This window comes from Yersinia alsatica (assembly GCF_025133195.1).
GTDB lineage: Bacteria > Pseudomonadota > Gammaproteobacteria > Enterobacterales > Enterobacteriaceae > Yersinia > Yersinia alsatica.
Genome location: NZ_CP104006.1, coordinates 544051 through 565855, shown reverse-complemented (window position 1 = coordinate 565855; position 21805 = coordinate 544051). Strand labels below are relative to the sequence as shown.

Sequence of the window (21805 nt, the reverse complement as noted above, 5' to 3'; positions counted from 1 at the left end):
CATTTGATATACACCCAAGGTCATTGGGGTTGCAGGTAGACGGCAAACGAACTCATCCCGATGAGCTTACATCAGTAAGTGATTCGGGTGAGTGAGGGCAGCCAACACCCCTGCGGCGTCAAGGACGAAGGGTGCTGAGAACCTATGAAGAACGCCACCTTTTATCTGCTCGAACACGACACGCCCGTTGGTGAGCTGCGTGCTCATGAAGCGTTGGCCTGCGAGGTTGCCGCTGCTCGTTGGCGGGCAGGCAAACGGGTGCTGATCGCCTGTGAAAGTCAGGAGCAAGCCCAACGGCTGGATGAAGCCCTGTGGCAACGTGCACCTGAACAATTTGTGCCACATAATTTGGCGGGTGAAGGGCCAAAATATGGCGCACCGGTCGAACTGTCATGGCCAGAGCGACGCGGAAATTCCCCTCGCGACCTACTTATTAGCCTGCTGCCAGAGTTCGCAGGTTTTGCCACTGCTTTCCATGAAGTGGTAGACTTCGTCCCTTACGAAGAAAATTTGAAACAGTTGGCGCGCGACCGATATAAGTCTTATCGCAGCGTCGGCTTCCAATTGACTACGGCAACGCCGCCAACTAATTGAACTAAAAAAGAAAATGGAAAACACTCCTTCTAATATCGACAAAGCTGAGCCATCCCTCGATAAGACATACAGCCCGCAAGAGATCGAGCAACCGCTGTATGAGCATTGGGAAAAGCAGGGTTATTTCAAGCCGAACGGCGATACCAGCAAAGAAAGCTACTGCATTATGATCCCGCCGCCGAATGTGACCGGCAGTTTGCATATGGGACATGCATTCCAGCAAACCATCATGGATACCTTGATTCGCTATCAGCGCATGCAAGGTAAAAATACCTTGTGGCAAGCCGGTACAGACCACGCCGGTATCGCAACCCAAATGGTTGTTGAGCGCAAGATTGCCGCAGAAGAAGGCAAAACCCGCCACGATTACGGCCGTGATGCGTTTATCGATAAAATTTGGGAATGGAAAGGTGAATCAGGCGGCACTATTACTCGCCAAATGCGCCGCTTAGGTAACTCCGTGGATTGGGAACGTGAGCGTTTCACCATGGACGAAGGCCTGTCCAACGCGGTTAAAGAAGTGTTTGTCCGTTTGCATAAAGAAGATTTGATTTACCGTGGCAAACGCCTGGTGAACTGGGATCCTAAGCTGCGTACTGCTATCTCTGATTTGGAAGTAGAAAACCGCGAATCCAAAGGCTCAATGTGGCATTTGCGCTACCCGCTGGCTGATGGCGCTAAAACCGCTGAAGGTAAAGATTATCTGGTTGTCGCCACCACCCGCCCAGAAACCGTGCTGGGTGATACAGGTGTTGCGGTGAATCCAGAAGATCCGCGTTACAAGGATCTGATCGGCAAAGAAGTGATCTTGCCGCTGGTTGGTCGCCGTATTCCGATCCTCGGTGATGAACACGCCGATATGGAGAAAGGCACCGGTTGCGTGAAAATCACCCCCGCCCACGACTTTAATGACTATGAAGTCGGTAAGCGCCACGCCCTGCCTATGATCAACATTTTGACTTTCGACGGTGATATCCGCGCAGAAGCTGAAGTGTTTGATACCAACGGCGAAGCTACCGATGCTTGCAGCAGCGCCATTCCAGCACAGTTCCAAGGTCTGGAGCGTTTTGCTGCCCGTAAAGCGGTGGTAGCTGAATTCGATAAACTCGGCCTGTTGGAAGAGATTAAACCCCATGACCTGACGGTTCCTTATGGTGACCGTGGCGGCGTGGTGATTGAACCGATGCTGACCGACCAATGGTATGTGCGCACAGCCCCACTGGCTAAAGTCGCCATTGAAGCAGTCGAAAACGGCGAGATCCAATTCGTACCTAAGCAGTACGAAAATATGTATTACTCGTGGATGCGTGATATCCAAGACTGGTGTATCTCCCGTCAGCTATGGTGGGGCCACCGGATCCCGGCTTGGTATGACGAGCAGGGTAAAGTGTACGTCGGCCGCGATGAGGCGGAAGTGCGCCGTGAGAATAATTTGGGGGCCGATGTCGCCTTGCGTCAAGATGAAGACGTGCTGGACACCTGGTTCTCATCCGGTCTGTGGACCTTCTCCACACTGGGCTGGCCTGAGCAGACTGAAGCGCTGAAAACCTTCCATCCGACCAGTGTGGTAGTCAGTGGCTTCGATATTATTTTCTTCTGGATTGCCCGCATGATCATGCTGACCATGCACTTTATGAAAGATGAGAATGGCAAGCCGCAAGTGCCGTTTAAAACCGTGTATATGACTGGCCTTATCCGCGATGACGAAGGGCAGAAAATGTCCAAGTCTAAAGGGAACGTTATTGACCCGCTGGATATGGTTGATGGTATTTCGCTGGAAGAGCTGCTGGAAAAACGTACTGGAAACATGATGCAGCCGCAGTTGGCTGAGAAAATCCGCAAACGTACCGAGAAGCAATTCCCGAACGGCATTGAACCGCACGGTACTGATGCCCTACGCTTTACCTTGGCAGCATTGGCCTCCACCGGCCGTGATATCAACTGGGACATGAAGCGCCTGGAAGGTTATCGCAACTTCTGTAATAAGCTGTGGAACGCCAGCCGTTTCGTGCTGATGAACACCGAAGGACAGGATTGTGGGCAGAATGGTGGCGAGATGGTGCTGTCACTGGCTGACCGCTGGATTCTGGCAGAATTCAATCAGACCATTAAAGCCTACCGCGAAGCAATGGACACTTACCGCTTCGATCTGGCGGCCGGTATTTTGTATGAGTTCACTTGGAATCAGTTCTGCGACTGGTATCTGGAACTGACCAAACCGGTGATGAACAGTGGTTCTGAAGCTGAATTGCGCGGGACTCGCCACACTCTGATTGAAGTATTGGAAGCGCTGTTGCGTCTGGCACATCCAATCATTCCTTACATCACTGAAACTATCTGGCAGCGGGTTAAGACCCTGAAAGGCATTACTGCGGACACCATTATGTTGCAGCCTTTCCCAGAATATGACGCCAGTCAGGTGGATGAGAAAGCGCTGAGTGATTTGGAATGGATCAAGCAGACAATTATTGCCGTGCGTAATATCCGGGCAGAAATGAACATTGCGCCGGGTAAACCACTGGACGTCATGCTGCGTGGTGCCAGTGCCGAAGCTCAGCGTCGCGTGCTGGAAAACCAGAGCTTCATCCAGTCATTAGCGCGCCTCTCCTCTCTAACCTTGTTAGCTGAAGGTGATAAAGGCCCGGTATCCGTGACCAAATTGGTTGAGGGTGCTGAAGTGTTGATCCCAATGGCTGGTCTGATTGATAAAGCGACCGAACTGGATCGCCTGGCAAAAGAAGTGGCGAAACTGGAAGCTGAAATTGAGCGCATCGAAGGCAAATTGAGTAACGAAGGTTTTGTGGCGCGCGCGCCAGAAGCTGTCGTTGCCAAAGAGCGCGAAAGAATGACAGCCTGTGCTGAAGCTAAGCAGAAATTAATTGAACAGCAGGCAGTTATCGCCGCACTGTAATTAATCTGAGACTGACAAAGCTGAAACAGCGGGATATTCATTATACCCGCTGTTTTTTTATCATTGCCTCTTTGCGTCATTCAATGGTATTACAGATTATTACTAAGTTATTACCATTCGATTTATAGAGTAATACGCCATGACCACAGCTACACCTATTCGCCTGTTGATGCGCCCCATCCTCGCCGCAGACAATTTCGCTATCGCCAATGTCATCCGCGAAGTTTCGGCTGAGTTCGGCTTAACCGCCGATAAAGGCTATACCGTGTCTGACCCTAATTTGGATCATTTGTATGAGCTGTATAGCCAGCCACGTAGCGCATATTGGGTTATAGAGGTGGATGGTCGAATTGCCGGAGGTGGTGGTGTAGCACCGCTGTCTGGTGGTGAAGCTTCCCTTTGTGAATTGCAGAAAATGTACTTCCTGCCGATATTGCGCGGCAAGGGGCTAGCCAAGCAATTGGCATTGCAAGCACTGGAGTTTGCTCGTCAACAGGGATTTGGCCACTGCTATTTAGAAACCACCGCCAGCCTAACCAGTGCCATTGGTTTATATGAAAAATTAGGTTTTGAGCATATCGACCGTTCGATGGGCAATACCGGTCATGTGGATTGTGAAGTGACTATGCTGAAAACGCTTTAATCTCATGTTTTGAAAGGGCGCACTGTTGCGCTCTTTCATTTAAATATAAAAATTTTATTAATAATTTTAAAAAATATAAATATAAATATATTTACTTAAAGTAATAGGATTTAAATAAACAAAACATATAATGAATAACAAAAATAAATATATAAACTAAACTTATTAATAAATTAGTAAGTTAGGAAATAATTATGGCGACACATCCTTATGATAAATGGGTAGGTCCTGCCCCTGGCTACACACTGGATAATTATCGTTATGGTGATAAAGGCCCATGGCCAAAGATCAATACATTGATCGCAGAACTCCCACCGGTAATTGAAAATATACCGCAAGAACAATTAGATGATTTTAGAATCAATGTCGTGTCTCATTATCGAAAAGTATTAAAGTCAGGTAGAATTAAAATTATTTTAAAAATGCTCGCGGGGGATCGTCGGCTCCAACCCGCTAGTGATGAGATATTTTCTTATAACCTTTTCTTTGGTATGATTAGCAAGCTACTGATAGCTGAATTTAATCAACAGGACTATGTAGATTTTGATGGTATTATTAATCCAAATAATATGTTTGATGAGAAAGGAGAACCTCGATATTTAAAAATAGACACACTTAGCATGAATAAAGTCATTCCATTATTTGGAATTTACTCAGCACCGACTGTAACAGTATTTCAACGAATAGACAAAAAAACCGGCATTCCATTGGCAATAAAAATAAATGGCTTAATTCTTACCCCCAAAGATGGCGATGCTTGGGTGTTAGCTAAATACTTTGTTTTACAGGGTGCACTTATTATAAGTGTTCAGGCTAAACACCCTCAACTTCATTTTCCCATGGATGCCATTAGTGCGATAACATTAAGTAGCCTACCTACCCAGCATCTATTATATAAATTACTTACTCCACATACCCGTATCCAGTTGGCAATAAATCAAGCTGTTATTCTTCTTCCTTATTCAGTTGGCCATAATAACCAGTACCTCCCTTATACACCATTTCCTGGCTGGGGAAATATACCGATGATTCATAAAAGTATGGGGTGGCCAGGCCAGCTAGAAGATGCATTCTGTGGAATAGACGGAAATAAAAGTTATCCAGAATATAAATATCCCATGCAGCCCGAAAAAGTCTGGACAGATCTCGACGATTTTCTTAACGCTTATTATGCAGTAATATTTGATTTTGTCAGCGGAGTGGTTCGCCATATGTCTGCCAGCGACCCTATTATTGCCTATTGGAGTGATGCTATTTCCGCTTGGGTTCCCGGCTTTCCCGATAGTCAGAAGATTAAGCAGGAGGATAACTTAGCCAGAGCCATTACCGCATTTATCTGGGATGTCTCTGTTGCCCATTCTGCTGATCACGGTTCCCTCGGGCAATGTCAGCAGAATATTTTTCCATTACGTCTCCGTGTGCCGCCACCGGCCAGTAAATCTATTCCCCCCCTCAATCACCGAAAAGTTGTTAATTTCGATGATACATTACGCAATAGACTCTGTTTCACTATGTATTTCGGCCCACCACAGAGTACCGAACATTTATATGATACTTGGTACAGCTTTGACCACCCAACGCTTGATCACTTGAACCGGCTTTTTCTCGAACAACTCGCAGAAACTGAGAAAAACTTAACCTGTCGAAAATTTATTGCCCTCAAAGATATCGCCCGTAGTATCAACTTTTGATTATGGTTTACCAACATAGACACAAATAAAAAACCCGCACTGAATAAAGTACGGGTTTCACTGATAGAATCATGTAATCAGATATTCGGATTAGTGGCGTTTACCGTCGTCATCTTCATCCACTAACTCTTCGTCGTCCAACTCGCCATCTTCATCATCATCTTCGCCGTTAGGATCTTCGTAGTAAGTGCCCCAACCGTCGTAATTCACGCCACAGGTTTCAGCGAGTGCAATCAGCTGTTCAACCTGGGCATCAATGATTTCGGCATTCAGAGCAACTTCGCTGATCACATCACAGCACATCACCACCGAGCCATCTTCTACTTCCAGCTCTTCAGCATCGGTTACTTCATAACCCAGCTTGAATGCTTCAACGGCAGCTTTTTCCAGCACTTCGAACTTCTCGGCTGAAAGGTGGTGTTCAATGGTGTACAGCGCATCCGGATCGCTGCCATCTTCCAGCAGTTCTTCGATGATCAGGCGGGTCTCGTCACGTTGTTCGTCTAGCATTTCGCGGTTTGCCATGCCTTTATCCTCAGTCAATGGGCTTTGTATTGCGCTATTTTCCCACACCCACGCGGTTGCCTCCACTACAAACGAGAAAGATTTGTTGATTGGGGTTGTAATTGAATATTTATACGTATAAATTGAATTTAAATTCATATTGAAGTTCAATTAAACCCGAAATGATTGATGTTGGCGCTAAGCATCAAATATGTTGGGCCACAAGGAGATGAACAGATGAGTCAGTTCTATAAACGTCACTTTCTGAGGTTACTGGATTTTACCCCCGCCGAGATAACAGCCCTGTTGGAGTTAGCTGCTGAGTTGAAGCAAGCCAAGAAATCCGGCCATGAACAGCAAAAACTGGTAGGTAAGAATATCGCGCTCATCTTCGAAAAAGACTCGACTCGTACTCGATGCTCTTTCGAAGTTGCCGCATATGATCAAGGTGCGCGGGTGACTTACCTCGGCCCGGGCGGGAGCCAAATAGGGCATAAAGAGTCCATTAAAGATACTGCCAGAGTCTTGGGCCGCATGTATGACGGTATTCAGTATCGTGGTCACGGCCAACAGGTAGTCGAAACACTGGCCGAATTTGCCGGTGTGCCGGTATGGAATGGCCTGACGAATGAATTCCACCCGACTCAATTGCTGGCCGACTTGCTGACCATGCAAGAGCATTTACCGGGTAAACCACTGAGTGAGATGAAATTTGCTTATCTTGGTGATGCTCGCAATAACATGGGCAACACCATGCTGGAAGCCGCGGCTCTGGTTGGTATGGATTTACGTTTGGTCGCGCCAAAAGCCTGCTGGCCCGAGGCCAAGCTAGTAGCAGCTTGTCAGGCACAGGCGCAAAAAACGGGCGGCAAGATCACTCTGACAGAAGATATTGCTGAGGGGGTAAAAGGCGCAGACTTCCTGTACACCGATGTTTGGGTCTCAATGGGTGAACCGAAAGAGGTATGGCAGGAGCGTGTAGCTCTGTTGAAACCTTATCAGGTCAATATGAATGTGGTGAAACTGACCGGCAATCCACAGGTTAAATTCCTGCACTGCCTACCGGCATTCCACGATGACCAGACCACGGTCGGCAAACAGATGGCAGAGCTTTATGACTTACCGAATGGCATCGAAGTGACGGAGGAAGTCTTTGAATCCGCCCACAGCATTGTGTTTGATCAGGCAGAAAACCGCCTGCACACCATCAAAGCCGTGATGGTCGCCACCCTGTGTAATGCATAAAAATAGTTAGCATAGCAAAAGGCCAATACAGTCACTGTTTGGCCTTTTTCCGACCAAATAGGCTATTTCACAGCCATTTTAACAACCGCCTTACGCACATTGGCGGGCTCACCCACCGCACATAGCGGTTTATGCACTTCTCCTGGGTAGAACACCACGAAATCACCGGTTTGCATCACAAACTGTTTTTCATCAACGCCTGCGGGTAAAAAGGCAATATCTTTATCCGCTAGCCAGTCGGTATCAGGTTTACCGGCCGGTAGATTACTGAACGTCATCCCCTCAACCCCTGCCAGCACAATCTGGATATCCAGATACTTAGCATGATATTCCGCCCGACGATTTTCCAGATAGTCGGTGCTGTCATTGGAAATCAGTACAAACAGATTGTTGCCATCAATATCATGCTTGCCCAACGGGGTTTCTGCGGTGATATGTTTTTTGACGTATTCAATAGCTGCTTTCAATGGAGTAGGCAGATAAGGCAGCAATTCCAAATGATGAATATTTCCGGTGATCATGGTTTTCCCTTTTGCACAAATAAAATGAAATAACGTTCCATTATAACCATTTCATCCTGCATTAGTGGGAGGTCAGTAACATTTTATGGCTGCTCAGATTCATTACTTTTTTGTAATATTTCTTTATCACAAATTGTTATAACAAATAACTGTTGAGACTTTGACCACAGACAGCAAAGCCACTATCGTGAGAAACTGCGATGAAATAGTCGAAAAAACAATAATTTCCTATTGGTGTAACTATCTATCACCCGCAATATCTATTAACAGCATAATGACGTTAATCCATTTTCAGGGAGTTTCAATGAAAGCTAAAATTCTGTCATTATTGGTTTTGACAGCATTATCTGGTAGTGCACTGGCAGCAACGCCTCCAGATACTCTGGTCGTGGTGCAATCCCTGGATGATATTGTTAGCCTTGACCCGGCTGAAAGTAATGAACTGTCCAGTATTCAAACAGTTCCAAGTCTCTACCAACGTCTGGTACAGGCCGATCGTGATAATCCGGCACAAGTGATACCGGTGCTTGCGGAAAGCTGGCAAGGCGATGCCGCCGCCAAAACCCTCACAGTAAAATTGCGCCCGCAAGCCGTGTTCTCCACCGGTAATCCGGTGCAAGCCGACGACGTGATTTTCTCTTTCACCCGGGCGGTCAAAATGAATCGCTCACCGGCCTTTATCCTTAATGTATTGGGCTGGGATCCGAGTAACATCGAACAGCATCTGAAGAAGATTGATAACAATACGGTGCAACTGAGCTGGAGCGCTGATGTCAGCCCGGCCGTTGCCCTGAATATTTTATCAACGCCAATTGCTTCGATTGTGGATAAAAAAGCCGTTACTGCCAATGTGAAAGAAGACGACTATGGCAATGCCTGGTTGAAAATGCATTCAGCGGGCAGTGGCCCATTCAAAATGCGTGTTTATCAGCCGCACCAAGCTATCGTACTGGATGCAAACACAACATCGCCGGGTGATAAGCCACTGATTAAAAATATCATTATCAAGAACGTGCCCGATCCAAGTGCTCGCCGCCTGCTGATTCAGCAAGGTGATGCCGATATCGCGCGTGAATTAGGGCCGGACCAGACCGCAGCATTGAAAACACAAGCTGGCGTTAAAGTGGTTGAGATCCCTTCGGCGGAACAAAACTATTTGGTCTTTAACACCGCCAATCCAGCCAACCCCATTCTGAGCAAACCAGAATTCTGGCAAGCTGCTCGTTATTTGGTTGATTATCAAGGTATTACCAAAGACTTGCTGAAAGGTCAGTATTTCGTGCATCAAAGCTTCCTGCCAGTCGGTTTACCGGGCGCATTGGAGAGCAATCCATTTACCTTTGATCCCGCTAAAGCCAAAGAGATTCTGACTAAAGCAGGTATCAAAGACGCCACACTGACACTGGATGTTGAGAACAAACCGCCATTTATTACCATTGCGCAGTCACTGCAAGCCAGCTTTGCCCAAGGTGGGGTGAAATTGGTCTTACTGCCTGCCGCCGGTAGCCAGGTTTATGGCCGCGTACGTGCTAAACAGCATCAGTCAGCTATCCGCCTGTGGATACCTGATTACTTCGATGCGCACTCCAACGCCAGCGCCTTTGCCTATAACGACGGCAAGAGCAGTACGGTTGCCGGTTTAAACGGCTGGGTTATCCCTGAGTTGAATAAACAGACACTGGCCGCGGTGGCAGAGGCCGATCCAGCCAAGCGCATCGCTCTCTACACCAAAATGCAGCAAGAACTACAACAAAACTCGCCTTATATCTTTATCGATCAAGCCAAGGCACAAGTTGTATTGCGGGATAATGTAAAAGGCTACCAACAAGGTCTGAATGCAGATATGGTCTACTATGACCGTGTCAGCAAATAATCTATTCCCTGCGTACTTGAAGTTGCAGGGTGGTTAGCTACGTGAACTCGCCCGAATCACTTACCAATGTAAGCTCATTGGGATTCGGGATTGAATCGCTCGCTGCCTACCTGCAACACCAATGACTTTGAGAATGGCCGCGCTGACTTATCAATAAAGTATATTTAACGCGAGCACGTCGATGTCTGTAGCATTAAATAATACGCCGGGAATCCAATCCCGGCGTCGTTTTTGGGGGTTTTTACAGGGACTATTTACCCTGGCCCTAACCTTATTCGGCTTACTGGTTATCACCTTTTTCCTCTCGGCGTTGTCGCCAGTGGATCGGGTGCTGCAAATTGTGGGCGATCACGCCAGTGAAGCTACTTATCAGCAAGTTAAACACCAACTTGGGCTAGACCAGCCATTACCCGTACAGTTCTGGCATTATCTCGAGCGCCTTGCTCATGGTGATTTGGGGCTTGCCAGCGCCAGTGGTCAGCCGGTTTTACACGATCTGCTCACCGTATTCCCTGCAACATTAGAGTTGGCGACGTTATCTCTCATCATCGGCGCATCACTGGGGGTTATCCTCGGTTTGTTATGTGCTCGTTGGGCGGGAAGCAAGCTGGATGCCACGATTCGCTTCATTACCTTGCTGGGTAACTCGGTGCCCATCTTCTGGCTTGGCCTGCTGATGCTGTTACTGTTTTATGCTCGCCTGCAATGGAGCCCCGGCCCCGGTCGCCTTGATGATATCTATCAATATACTGTGGAAGCGAAAACCGGCTTCGCCCTGATCGACACTTGGCGTTCCGGTGATGCCGGTGCCTTTGGTAATGCTGTCGCCCATTTAATACTGCCGGTGGCCCTACTCTCCTACTATGCCTTGGCCAGTATTACCCGCCTGACCCGCTCCGCTTGCCTGAGTGAACTGAATAAAGAGTACATCACGCTAGCACGGGCCAAAGGCGCGGGTGAGATGCGAATTCTGCTGATGCATGTGCTGCCGAATATCCGTGGCACATTACTGACAGTGATTGCATTGGCCTATACCAGCATGTTGGAAGGCGCAGTATTAACAGAAACCGTCTTTGCCTGGCCGGGCATTGGCCGCTATCTGACCAGCGCACTGTTTGCCGGCGATACCACCGCCATCATGGGCGGCACTTTGCTGCTCGGCATGTGCTTTATTTTGATTAACAATGTGACGGATCTGCTGGTTCGTCTGCTGGACCCGAGAACGCGCTGATATGTCAATGATAAAAATCTGCCATGCGCTGAAACGCTCCCCTTCCACCAGCATCGGGCTGTTTATTCTCTCTTTGCTGGTCATCATCGCGATTTTCGCCCCTTGGCTGGCCCCACAAGATCCTAACTGGCAAAACGCGGCTGACCGGCTGCTCCCCCCAGGTGGACGCCATTGGTTGGGTACTGATAGCTATGGGCGCGATATGCTGTCGCGCCTGATTTATGGCACTCGCCCCACCTTGGGGCTGGTGCTGCTGGTTACCGTAATAACGCTGCCTTTGGGGTTGCTGGTCGGGGTGCTTTCCGGCTATTACGGCGGCTGGCTCGAACGTATTTTGATGCGCGTCACTGATGTGGTGATGTCGATGCCACGGCTGATTTTGGCTTTTGCTTTCGTGGCTATGCTTGGCCCCGGTTTAATTAATGGCGCACTGGCTTTGGCCCTGACCACCTGGCCAGCTTATGCCCGTCAGGCCCGAGCCGAAATTCAGCTATTACGCAAAAGTGATTATCTGGCAGCCGCTGAAATGATGGGTATCAAAGGGCTGCGCTTGCTGTGGGGCCACATTTTACCTATGTGTCTCCCTTCTGCGGTGGTGCGTCTGGCGCTCGATTTGGCCGGGATTATTTTGGCGGCTGCCGGATTAGGTTTCCTCGGGCTGGGGGCTCGCCCACCCATGTCTGAATGGGGTTCGATGGTTGCCGACGGCATGCAGGTTATTTTTGACCAATGGTGGATTGCCGCGATCCCGGGCTGCGCTATCTTACTCAGCAGCATGGCATTTAACCTGTTAGGCGACGGCCTGCGCGATATTTTGGACCCTCACCATGACTGATAAAATTTTCGCCGTCGACAACTTGTGCGTCGATTTTCAGCAACAACGGGTGGTGGATAATATCTCGTTCCACCTCGGGCATGAGCGAGTGGCACTGGTAGGTGAATCGGGTTCTGGCAAGTCGATTACCGCCAGAGCCTTGATGGGGCTAGTTCGTGCGCCGGGGAAAGTCAGTGCCAAAAAGCTGAGTTATTATGCGGATAATACCGACGAGCAGGGCAATGCCGGTCAGGTTATCGAACATGATTTAACTCGCCTGAAACCTAAACAATGGGGCGCATTGCGCGGCAGTGAAATTGCCATGGTGCTGCAAGACCCGCGCTATGCACTGAATCCGGTACGCACTGTTGGAAAGCAAGTTGAAGAATCCCTGCTGTTGCATAACTCCCTTTCCGGCGCAGATACGCGCGAGCGCGTGTTAAATGCGCTGGCCTCGGTTGGATTGAATGAAAGTGCTTATCACAGCTACCCCGGCCAGCTATCGGGCGGTATGGGGCAGCGGGCGATGTTAGCTATTGCTTTGGTGAATAACCCTAGAGTATTAATCGCCGACGAACCCACTTCAGCATTAGATGCCAAGCTGCGCAATCAGATCCTTGAGCTGATCGTCGAGCAAACTGAGCAGCGTAATATGAGCCTGTTACTGATCAGCCACGACCTGCCGTTAGTCGCCGAACATTGCCACCGGGTATTGGTAATGTATCAGGGAAAATTAGTGGATCAAGGGCTGGCGGCTGAGTTGCCGCATTCTACTCATCCTTATACCCATACACTTTGGGCTTGTCGTCCGAACGCCAGCACCTATGGCACTGACCTGCCGGTGCTGGATCGCAATGCCGATTTCTCTGGAGGTCAGCGTGGCACTGATTGAAGTTAACAATCTACAGGTCAGTTTTGCCCAGAAAAATCAGGTAAAAATGGCGGTTGAGTCGGTCAGTTTTGCCGTTGAAGAGGGCGAAACTTTCAGCCTGATCGGGGCTTCTGGCTGTGGTAAATCGACGGTGTTGCGCACATTGGCCGGTTTGCAGCGGGAGTGGCAAGGCGAGATAACCTTGCTGGGCCAGCCGCTACAACCGGGGCAACGTTTTACCGGTCAGTTGCGTAAAGAGGTGCAGATGGTGTTTCAAGACCCTTATGCCTCGCTGCATCCGCAACATAATATTCAGCGCACACTGGGGGAGCCATTAAAGATCCACGGCGAGCAGAATATTCAGCAAAGAATTGATCAGGCACTTGAGCAAGTGGGCCTGCCCGCCTCCGCGGCGCAGCGCTATCCCCATCAATTCTCCGGGGGCCAACGCCAGCGGATTGCCATCGCCCGCGCCCTGTTATTGCGCCCCAAATTGTTGCTGCTGGATGAGCCGACGTCGGCATTAGATATGTCTGTTCAGGCCGAAATTCTCAATCTACTCAATCACCTGAAACGCGAGCACGGCATGACTTATTTGTTGGTCAGTCATGATAGTGATGTAGTCGCGCATATGTCCGAGCGCGCCGCAATGATGGAGAGTGGCAAGATAGTGAGGGAGTTTAGCCGACGGGATTTGGAGTTGGCTGAGCATTTTATGGGATAAGTTGGGTTTAGGTTTCAGGTGATTAGTTCGGTTGCTAAAGCTCTGAGCTGACTTAACCTCCGATGAACCAACCGCCAAAGGGTGCGGGCGCGCACCCTTGTGGAATCCCGCGCTGGCGCGAAATATTGTGGCTACGCCATCCCCTCCTACAGCTTGCCAGCTAATCGAACCGGGGCCGACTCGCTCCCAGCTCGACAGCCCCTTTCGCCGCGTCCATGCGGCTCATTCGGCTTGCAATCTTTGTCGGCAATATTCCTGATTGCGCTCAACGTCAAAAGATAAATTCAAAACCTGGGTTTGGGGTTTTGATGTTAAAAGCACATTTGAGCAGCCGAGTGAAGAATGTAGCAAGGGCAACCCGCCATGGACGGCGGGTTGAGGTGTGCCTGAGCAGGGATGCGAATCACACCGTCCCGTCAGCGAAACGATGAATCGAGGGCCACCCACGAAGTGGGCTAGCGATACGTGCGTAGGCGCGGGATTGTTAAGGGTGTGCGCCAACACACCCTTGACCGGTTGAGGCGACAAGGGTTAAGTGAGCCGTGAAGCTGTAACAACCGAATCTAAGCACCTAAACCAAAATCATGATCGGATCTCCCACTAGCATCTGAACCGATCACTAAAAACTAAAAACCCTCCATCATCCTCATCACTCCCTGAATATACTCCTGCAAAGTATCCTCCTCCATGGCATTGGCCCCCTGCACCAAAAACGGCGGTAAAAAATCCATCCCGGTCATATTAGCCATGGCGTGGAAAGGTAATAACAAATCTAACGCCGGGTAACGGTTATAACCTTGCGGGCTATAATCCTGGGCTTTCCCCCCGGTAGACACCACCAACTGCAAAGGTTTGCCCCGCAGCCGATCCCCGCTGCTGCCATAGGCGAAACCATAAGTTAAAACCGCATCCTGCCATTCACTTAAAATCGCTGGCGAGCTGTACCAGTAAAAAGGAAACATCATCACAATCACATCATGCGACTCCAGCAACTGTTGCTCGCGAGCAACATCAATCTGAAAATCTGGATACTCACGCATCAATTCGTGCACGGTGACATTCGGTATGAGACTAACTGCCTCTATTAACTGGCGGTTGATACGGGACTCATCTGGGTTACGGTGGGCAGTTAACACTAAAATACGCGACATAATTCACTCTCCAACAGGTTTGATAACGCTATTTTTTCATTTTCTGTCCTGGCCGAGTAGACTGCTATCAGTCACATCAATTTCAACTCAAGGTATCAACCAATATGTCGCTGCCTTTTGATATTCACCGTTTGTTACCGGCTTTTCTCAGTGCCGCGCAAAATGAGAACTTTTCTGCCGCCGCACGTCAGTTGGGGGTGACCCCCGCCGCGATCAGTAAAAATATCCGCGTGTTGGAACAGAGACTGGCAGTGCGCCTGTTTCAACGCAATACCCATAGCGTGATGCTGACTGATGAAGGCAAAGCATTATTGGCGCGGGTCGCACCACTGTGGCAGGCGCTGTCACAGACTCTGGATACCGCGCGTCATGATGAGCAACATCCCAGTGGCACGGTGCGAGTCAGTTTGATCCCCGGTTTTGGTCGCCAACTATTAATGCCACTGATCCCAGCGTTTATGGCGCGCTACCCATTGATTGACCTCGATCTTTCACTGGAGCCCAGAGTGGTTAATCTGGTCGGAGAAGGATTTGATGTTGGCATCGGCACTCGTATTGACCCCGATAGCCGATTGATTGCTCGTCAGTTTTACCCTATGCAGATGGTACTGGCCGCCACTCCCGTTTATCTGGCGCGTTATGGTTCGCCGAACACTCCGGCCGATCTCTATCAGCATCAGTGTTTATTGCACCGAAACCCATCCACTGGGCGGATAGTCAAATGGTTACTGCAACACAATAATGAGGTGCAATCTCTCGAATTATCTGGCCGCCTGGTAATCTCACAGCCCGAAGTATTATTGAGCGCGGCACTGGCTGATATGGGAATAACCTATGTGGCACAGTGGCATGCAGAACCCCATTTTGCTGACGGCACTCTGCTGCCGGTGTTAGCCAATCACTGGCCTGCACCGGTGCCACTGTGGCTCTATTATGCTTCAGCCGATTTGCCGCCACGGGTGCGCGTATGGGTTGATTTTTTACTAGAACATTTCCGTCCATAGGCGCTCTAATCCACAGCATAAAATGCCCATTTGGGCGGACGTTGAACAGGAATAAACCTAACGCCGATTTCCTTGTCCTAAGTCAAACTTGTTTGCCATCACCTATATATAGTGTTTGCAGGAATTCAGACATCTATATGTAGTAGTTATCCACAAAGCCATCCACACACTCTCTCGCAGCCCTTATGTGCTGCGGGTTGTCTTGTGGATAACCCTACGCGGCAGGATACAGGAGCGACATTGTGAAAACAGTAGTGATTAAACGGGACGGTTGTCAGGTACCTTTTGATGAGGTGCGAATCAAGGAAGCTGTCGAGCGCGCAGCCTTGGCTGTTGGCGTTGTGGATGCAGATTATTGTGCAACTGTTGCCCGTGTGGTCGCTCAGACGATGGAAAACCAGCCGAAGGTTGATATCCGCGATATCCAAACCGCGGTAGAAAACCAACTGATGGCCGGTCAATACAAGCAGCTTGCCCGAGCTTATATCGAGTATCGCCATGACCGGGATATCTCGCGGGAACTGCGTGGTCGCCTGAATCAGGAAATCCGGGGTTTGGTAGAGCAAAGTAACAAAGCGCTGCTGAACGAAAATGCAAACAAAGACAGCAAAGTTATCCCGACTCAGCGTGATCTGCTGGCCGGCATTGTTGCCAAGCACTACGCCAAGCAACATATATTGCCACGGGACGTGGTATTGGCTCATGAGCGCGGCGAGATTCACTATCATGATCTGGATTACGCGCCATTCTTCCCTATGTTCAACTGCATGCTGATTGACCTTGATGGCATGCTGACTCAAGGCTTTAAAATGGGTAACGCGGAAATCGAGCCGCCAAAATCCATTTCGACCGCCACCGCGGTGACGGCACAGATTATCGCGCAGGTTGCCAGCCATATTTATGGCGGAACAACCATTAACCGCATTGATGAAATTCTGGCGCCATTTGTCACTGAAAGTTTTAACAAACATAAAGCTGTCGCTGAAGAGTGGCAAATCCCTGACGCCTCTGCTTATGCTATGTCACGCACCGAAAAAGAGTGCTACGACGCTTTCCAATCACTGGAATATGAAGTCAATACACTGCACACCGCCAATGGTCAAACCCCCTTTGTCACCTTCGGCTTTGGGCTAGGCACCAGTTGGCAATCACGCATGATTCAGCAAGCCATTCTGCGTAATCGCATTGCCGGTTTAGGCAAAAATCGTAAAACCGCGGTATTCCCGAAACTGGTCTTTGCTATCCGTGATGGCCTGAACCATAAATTTGGCGATGCTAATTACGATATCAAACAGCTAGCGCTAGAGTGCGCCACCAAACGCATGTACCCCGATATTCTGAATTACGATCAAGTGGTTAAAGTCACCGGCTCCTTCAAAACCCCAATGGGTTGCCGCAGTTTCTTGGGGGTGTATGAAGAAGATGGCAAGCAGATCCACGATGGTCGCAATAATCTGGGGGTTATCAGCCTTAACTTGCCGCGTATCGCACTGGAAGCCAAAGGTGATGAAGAGAAATTCTGGCAATTGCTGGATGAGCGCCTGCTGTTAGCTAAAAAAGCGTTAATGACCCGCATTGCCCGTCTGGAAGGAATCAAAGCACGTGTCGCGCCGATCCTGTATATGGAAGGTGCTTGCGGTGTGCGCTTACAAGCGGATGATAATATCTCTGAAATCTTTAAAAATGGCCGCGCATCTATCTCTCTGGGCTTTATCGGCATCCATGAAACTGTTAATGCCCTGTTCGGCAATCAGACCCATGTCTTTGACAACGAAAAGTTACGCGAAAAAGGCGTGGCAATCGTCGAACGCATGCGACAAGCAACAGATGCCTGGAAAAATGAAACCGGCTATGCCTTTAGCTTGTACAGCACGCCGAGCGAAAACCTGTGTGACCGTTTCTGCCGTCTGGATACTGCCGAGTTTGGCGTGGTAGAGGGCGTGACTGATAAAGGCTATTACACCAACAGCTTCCATTTAGACGTTGAAAAGAAAGTTAACCCCTACGATAAGCTGGATTTCGAAGCCCCTTATCCACCATTGGCTAACGGCGGTTTCATCTGTTACGGCGAATATCCCAACTTGCAACATAACCTTAGAGCATTGGAAGATGTCTGGGATTATAGCTACAGCCGAGTCCCTTATTACGGCACCAACACGCCGATTGATGAGTGCTACGAATGTGGTTTCACCGGGGAGTTTTCTTGTACCAGCAAAGGCTTCACCTGCCCGAAATGCGGTAATCATGAGCCGTCAAAAGTGTCGGTAACCCGTCGGGTATGTGGCTATCTGGGTAGCCCGGATGCGCGGCCGTTCAATGCTGGCAAGCAAGAAGAAGTCAAACGGCGGGTAAAACACTTGGCTAATGGGCAATTGGGCTGATGACTAAAAACGATTACCCAAAGTAATTGGAGTTGCAGGTAGGCGGCAAAGAAACTCATCCCGATGAGCTTACATGAGTAAGTGATTCGGGTGAGTGAATGTAGCCAACACTCCTGCGACTTCAAGTACGAGGGAGGCATTTATCATAAATTACCATCAATACTACCCAGTCGATGTTATTAATGGCCCCGGCACTCGCTGTACGCTATTCGTTTCTGGTTGTGTACACGAGTGTGTGGGTTGTTATAACAAAAGTACCTGGCGGCTGAATTCGGGTAAGCCATTTACCGATGAAATGGAAGATCAGATCATTGCGGATCTGAATGATTCCCGTATCCGTCGGCAAGGGCTATCCCTCTCCGGCGGCGATCCGCTACATCCGCAAAATTTGTCCGCTATCCTGCAACTGGTGACTCGTGTACGCCAAGAGTGCGACGGCAAAGATATCTGGCTTTGGACGGGTTACACGCTCTCTGAACTGAGTGAAGAACAACAGCAAGTAGTTGATTTAATTAATGTGCTGGTCGATGGCAAATTCGTGCAAGATCTGAAAGATCCGTCACTTATCTGGCGCGGCAGCGGTAATCAAGTCATCCATTATCTGCGCTAATAACACCCTGATTTAATTTGCAAAGTTATAAGTCAACGTGGCATTAAACCGCCAATCACGGCGCGAACTATCACTGGGCAGGTCACCAATTGGCCTCGCCCCTTCCAGTGATAGCGAATAGTGTTTGTTATCACTCAAGGTGACGCCCACGGCATAAGAAGCCAATTTTTGTGCACGGAATATCGGCGAGTTATACCAAGTATGAGCAGTATCCAGCACAGCATAAGGTTGGATGGTTTTAAGCCAGTCGCCCTTTTCCCGATTATGCATATAGCGCATTTCTACTTGCCCACCATAGCCATAGTCACCGGTAGCTTCGCTGTCAGGATAACCGCGTCCAAACCGCAGCCCACCAAAAGTGACATGTTCCGCTTCCGGTAGATCATTGTCAGACCAATCCCCTTCAGCCGAAGCACTTAACCGCCACTTTTCTGCCATTAAATACGCCGCATCCCCAGTAAGTTTCCAGCGAGTAAAGCCCAAATCCCCCCATGGAACTGAACTGGATGCCAAAGCCCCGTTTATTCCCTTGCGCACACTGGCACGCGTGCTCCAATAAGATTGGGTATATTCTTGATAACCCGTCAGTGCCAATTCCGCCGCGGGATAACGCATTCGCTGATTTTGATCCTCTAAATCGAGCAAGGCATTATTAAGTGTATTAAAACGAGCGCGGCTTTTTAAATTATAACTTTTTTCCAGATAATCTACACCGCCACTCACTGTCCATTGCCGCTTACGTGTTAATTGCAACGGATAACTTAATACCACCCCGCCTGAATATTGCGTCTGTTCAGTGCGGCTGGATAAGGTAATATCCTGCGGATACAGTGTCAGTACATCGGTATAATCTTTGGGTTCTTGTTTATAATAACTGCCACGAGTTTGTAATGATAAACCGTTACTGCCTAAATATTGCTGATAATTTAAACCCAGATATTGGTCTCGATTCTTGCTGTCTAATGGTAATAATGTCGCCACACCAAACTGTTCAGCATAAGGCGTAAAGCCACTTAAGGTTGCATTCAGTACCCCGCTATAAACCCCTTTGCGGCTATCCAATGCGGTAGTGACATTCCAGTGACGTGGATAGTCAACTTTAACATCCAGCAATGTCGCGCCATAAATATTATCCGGGTTTTTAGCTGTGGCGATTACCTTGGCATCTGGCGTCCGGCTCATTAAAATACTGTAACGCTCAAAGGTATCTTGCGTCAGTGGCTTCTCTGCCATAATGCGCTGGGACAGCTTGGTCAGCCAGCGCCCTATTGCCGCATTTTCACTTTGAATGCGAGTATTGGCGATATAGCCTTCCACCAAACCTATTTTCAACGTCCCATGGGTAAAGTTATCCGTTGGCAAATAAGCATAAGAAAGAATATAGCCATCTTGCTGATACAATTTAGTAATAGACTGGGTGGCAACTAATAAATTCTTTAATGGCACCTTTTTACCAATATAAGCGGCAAAGGGTTCACTGAGGACATTAATGTTATATCGAGTACCACCAATAAATTGAATATGTTTCACTTCAATTAAGGTATCCAAGGTTAATTTAGAATGTGGCGTCGGAGTGGAAATTGTTGGCGGCACTGTCCGTGTGGCTTGTGGTTTAGTAATCTCACGCGATATTCTGGACGGGTTATTCTGATCAATCAGCATGGGGACGGTATTAGCTGAAGCACTGTATTGCCATGCGCTGCCTGCACCAAATAAAAACAATAGCCACACTCTATTATTCATAGGAGACTTCCTTTGCGCACATTAAATTATAGTTGTGATATTTTTTATTATTTATATGGCCTGACTCCCTCAATAAAGAAGGAGTCAGGCTAGGTCATTGGAGTTGCAACCAGGCTGCAAATAAGCGCAGCGAGTATCCCAACAACTTCAACGACAAAGGGTATCGAGTTAATGAGTTGTTTTTGGCTTCAATAATCCGCCAACGCCACCCAATAACCCACCACCGGCGCTAGCATTGGCGTTAGCAGAGACATCGGCACTTAATCCACCGGTGACACCGCCGACAGAATTACTCACTCCTGCCAGCAAGCCATTCGAGCCACCTGCAGAGGTTGGTGGAGTAACTAAGCCACCGGTTTTCTCAACCGCCTGTCCGGTACCTTGCAGCACCTGCCCCACCCCAGCCAAAGCCGGTGCATTGGTAGCAACTTGAGTACCGGTTGTGGCAACAGTGCCGCCTACGGCAGTCAGTAAATTGTTAACCGGAGCACCAATGCCGGTGGTCGTCCCCACGGTCTGAGTAATATCTTGTACCTGGCCGACTACTGGCGTCACTATGCCGGTCGCCGCAGTGGTTAACTTGCTGGTCGACCCGGTTTGCAGGTCTTGCGCCAACCCATTACCGATGGAAGTTACCGCCCCACCAGTCTGAGAAACTAATCCACCCGCCGTGCCAGTCACACTGCCCAATGGGGTATTAGCGGCGATACCTGAAACTGTGCCACCTAATCCTGAAACACCGGTTCCAACATCCGCTACGGCTTTCGGTACGCCAGCAGCTGTAGTGCCCAATGCATTAGGATTATTTCCCAATTGACCCACGCCGTTCTGTAAACCGGTTCCTACGTCACTCACGGCATTGCCCGCGCTATCAACCACGGTGACCAAACCGCTCCCTACAACGGGTAAGCTGCCAACCGGGGTTTGGCTAACAACACCACTGACAGTATTGCCGACGCCATCCACGGCAGTCCCGACACCACTGACCACATTACCGACCGCAGAATTATTCGCTGTGGAGCCACCACCATTATCCGTGCCACCGCCGGTTCCGCCCCCAGAGCCACTACCACCGCTGCCATCCCCGCCACTACCATCGCTTCCGCTGCCACTGCCATCACTGCCGGAACCCGTTCCACCGGTTGTCTGGCCGGCACTATTCTTCGCAGTATTGTGAGAACCGCCGCCACTTCCACTACATGCCGCAAGCGAGCAGGCCAGTAATATTGCCAGACTTATTTTGCTCAGACGGCTGATTTTATCAGGGCACATGGTATGACCCCCCACAGAGAAC

Annotated in this window: 18 protein-coding genes; 13 read left to right on the top strand and 5 right to left on the bottom strand. The window is 49.1% G+C overall.

Annotated features, from left to right (window positions below):
- Positions 1 to 144: 144 nt before the first annotated feature.
- The 4 genes from N0H69_RS02585 to N0H69_RS02570 all read left to right on the top strand — a co-directional run bounded on the left by N0H69_RS02585 (position 145) and on the right by N0H69_RS02570 (position 5839).
- On the top strand, positions 145 to 594 hold the full coding sequence (locus N0H69_RS02585; RefSeq protein ID WP_004707108.1) for a DNA polymerase III subunit chi: 450 nt from the start codon (positions 145 to 147) through the stop codon (positions 592 to 594).
- A gap of 13 nt (positions 595 to 607) precedes the next feature.
- Entirely contained in the window at positions 608 to 3505 is a 2898-nt protein-coding gene (locus N0H69_RS02580; protein WP_050111025.1) for a valine--tRNA ligase, read from the top strand.
- 139 nt (positions 3506 to 3644) lie between these two features.
- The gene (locus tag N0H69_RS02575) at positions 3645 to 4148 is read left to right on the top strand and encodes a GNAT family N-acetyltransferase (protein ID WP_050152075.1); all 504 of its coding nucleotides are present in this window, start codon (positions 3645 to 3647) and stop codon (positions 4146 to 4148) included.
- Between the two features lie 194 nt (positions 4149 to 4342).
- Positions 4343 to 5839, top strand: coding sequence for a hypothetical protein (locus N0H69_RS02570; RefSeq protein WP_050121691.1), 1497 nt, complete (start codon positions 4343 to 4345; stop codon positions 5837 to 5839).
- A 90-nt stretch (positions 5840 to 5929) separates the two neighbouring features.
- On the opposite strand, the gene rraB is transcribed toward N0H69_RS02570, so the two are convergent.
- On the bottom strand, positions 5930 to 6364 hold the full coding sequence (gene rraB, locus N0H69_RS02565) for a ribonuclease E inhibitor RraB (protein WP_050146976.1): 435 nt from the start codon (positions 6362 to 6364) through the stop codon (positions 5930 to 5932).
- Positions 6365 to 6580: 216 nt separating this feature from the next.
- On the opposite strand from rraB, the gene argF reads away from it, so the two are divergent.
- Positions 6581 to 7588 carry an ornithine carbamoyltransferase gene (argF, locus tag N0H69_RS02560; protein WP_050111235.1) on the top strand — a complete coding sequence of 336 codons (1008 nt, stop codon included), beginning with the start codon at positions 6581 to 6583 and terminating at the stop codon, positions 7586 to 7588.
- A gap of 62 nt (positions 7589 to 7650) precedes the next feature.
- On the opposite strand, the gene N0H69_RS02555 is transcribed toward argF, so the two are convergent.
- Positions 7651 to 8109, bottom strand: a complete 459-nt coding sequence (locus N0H69_RS02555; protein ID WP_050111234.1) for a NanQ anomerase/TabA/YiaL family protein — start codon at positions 8107 to 8109, stop codon at positions 7651 to 7653.
- 304 nt (positions 8110 to 8413) lie between these two features.
- Between N0H69_RS02555 and N0H69_RS02550 the strand changes: the two genes are divergently transcribed.
- From N0H69_RS02550 to N0H69_RS02530, 5 genes are all read left to right on the top strand, one after another.
- The gene (locus tag N0H69_RS02550) at positions 8414 to 9982 is read left to right on the top strand and encodes an ABC transporter substrate-binding protein (RefSeq protein WP_050152074.1); all 1569 of its coding nucleotides are present in this window, start codon (positions 8414 to 8416) and stop codon (positions 9980 to 9982) included.
- A 181-nt stretch (positions 9983 to 10163) separates the two neighbouring features.
- Entirely contained in the window at positions 10164 to 11213 is a 1050-nt protein-coding gene (locus N0H69_RS02545) for an ABC transporter permease (RefSeq protein WP_050111232.1), read from the top strand.
- Between the two features lies 1 nt (position 11214).
- Positions 11215 to 12048, top strand: coding sequence for an ABC transporter permease (locus N0H69_RS02540; protein WP_050111231.1), 834 nt, complete (start codon positions 11215 to 11217; stop codon positions 12046 to 12048).
- Complete coding sequence (locus N0H69_RS02535; RefSeq protein WP_050111230.1) at positions 12041 to 12919, top strand: ABC transporter ATP-binding protein; 879 nt, start codon at positions 12041 to 12043, stop codon at positions 12917 to 12919. The genes N0H69_RS02540 and N0H69_RS02535 overlap by 8 nt, the downstream gene beginning before the upstream one ends.
- Positions 12906 to 13622, top strand: coding sequence for an ABC transporter ATP-binding protein (locus N0H69_RS02530; RefSeq protein ID WP_050111229.1), 717 nt, complete (start codon positions 12906 to 12908; stop codon positions 13620 to 13622). The genes N0H69_RS02535 and N0H69_RS02530 overlap by 14 nt, the downstream gene beginning before the upstream one ends.
- A 626-nt stretch (positions 13623 to 14248) precedes the next feature.
- On the opposite strand, the gene N0H69_RS02525 is transcribed toward N0H69_RS02530, so the two are convergent.
- The gene (locus N0H69_RS02525; RefSeq protein WP_050111246.1) at positions 14249 to 14773 is read right to left on the bottom strand and encodes an NAD(P)H-dependent oxidoreductase; all 525 of its coding nucleotides are present in this window, start codon (positions 14771 to 14773) and stop codon (positions 14249 to 14251) included.
- A gap of 104 nt (positions 14774 to 14877) precedes the next feature.
- On the opposite strand from N0H69_RS02525, the gene N0H69_RS02520 reads away from it, so the two are divergent.
- The 3 genes from N0H69_RS02520 (at position 14878) to nrdG (ending at position 18768) form a co-directional block, all read left to right on the top strand.
- Positions 14878 to 15777 carry a LysR family transcriptional regulator gene (locus N0H69_RS02520; protein WP_050111247.1) on the top strand — a complete coding sequence of 300 codons (900 nt, stop codon included), beginning with the start codon at positions 14878 to 14880 and terminating at the stop codon, positions 15775 to 15777.
- Between the two features lie 242 nt (positions 15778 to 16019).
- Entirely contained in the window at positions 16020 to 18158 is a 2139-nt protein-coding gene (gene nrdD, locus N0H69_RS02515; RefSeq protein ID WP_050121699.1) for an anaerobic ribonucleoside-triphosphate reductase, read from the top strand.
- 145 nt (positions 18159 to 18303) lie between these two features.
- Positions 18304 to 18768 carry an anaerobic ribonucleoside-triphosphate reductase-activating protein gene (gene nrdG, locus N0H69_RS02510; RefSeq protein ID WP_050111251.1) on the top strand — a complete coding sequence of 155 codons (465 nt, stop codon included), beginning with the start codon at positions 18304 to 18306 and terminating at the stop codon, positions 18766 to 18768.
- Positions 18769 to 18780: 12 nt separating this feature from the next.
- Here the strand turns inward: nrdG and N0H69_RS02505 are convergent, their stop codons facing one another.
- Both N0H69_RS02505 and N0H69_RS02500 read right to left on the bottom strand, forming a co-directional pair.
- On the bottom strand, positions 18781 to 20511 hold the full coding sequence (locus tag N0H69_RS02505; protein WP_050152073.1) for a ShlB/FhaC/HecB family hemolysin secretion/activation protein: 1731 nt from the start codon (positions 20509 to 20511) through the stop codon (positions 18781 to 18783).
- Positions 20512 to 20679: 168 nt separating this feature from the next.
- On the bottom strand, positions 20680 to 21783 hold the full coding sequence (locus N0H69_RS02500) for a collagen-like triple helix repeat-containing protein (RefSeq protein ID WP_050152072.1): 1104 nt from the start codon (positions 21781 to 21783) through the stop codon (positions 20680 to 20682).
- Positions 21784 to 21805 lie beyond the last annotated feature (22 nt).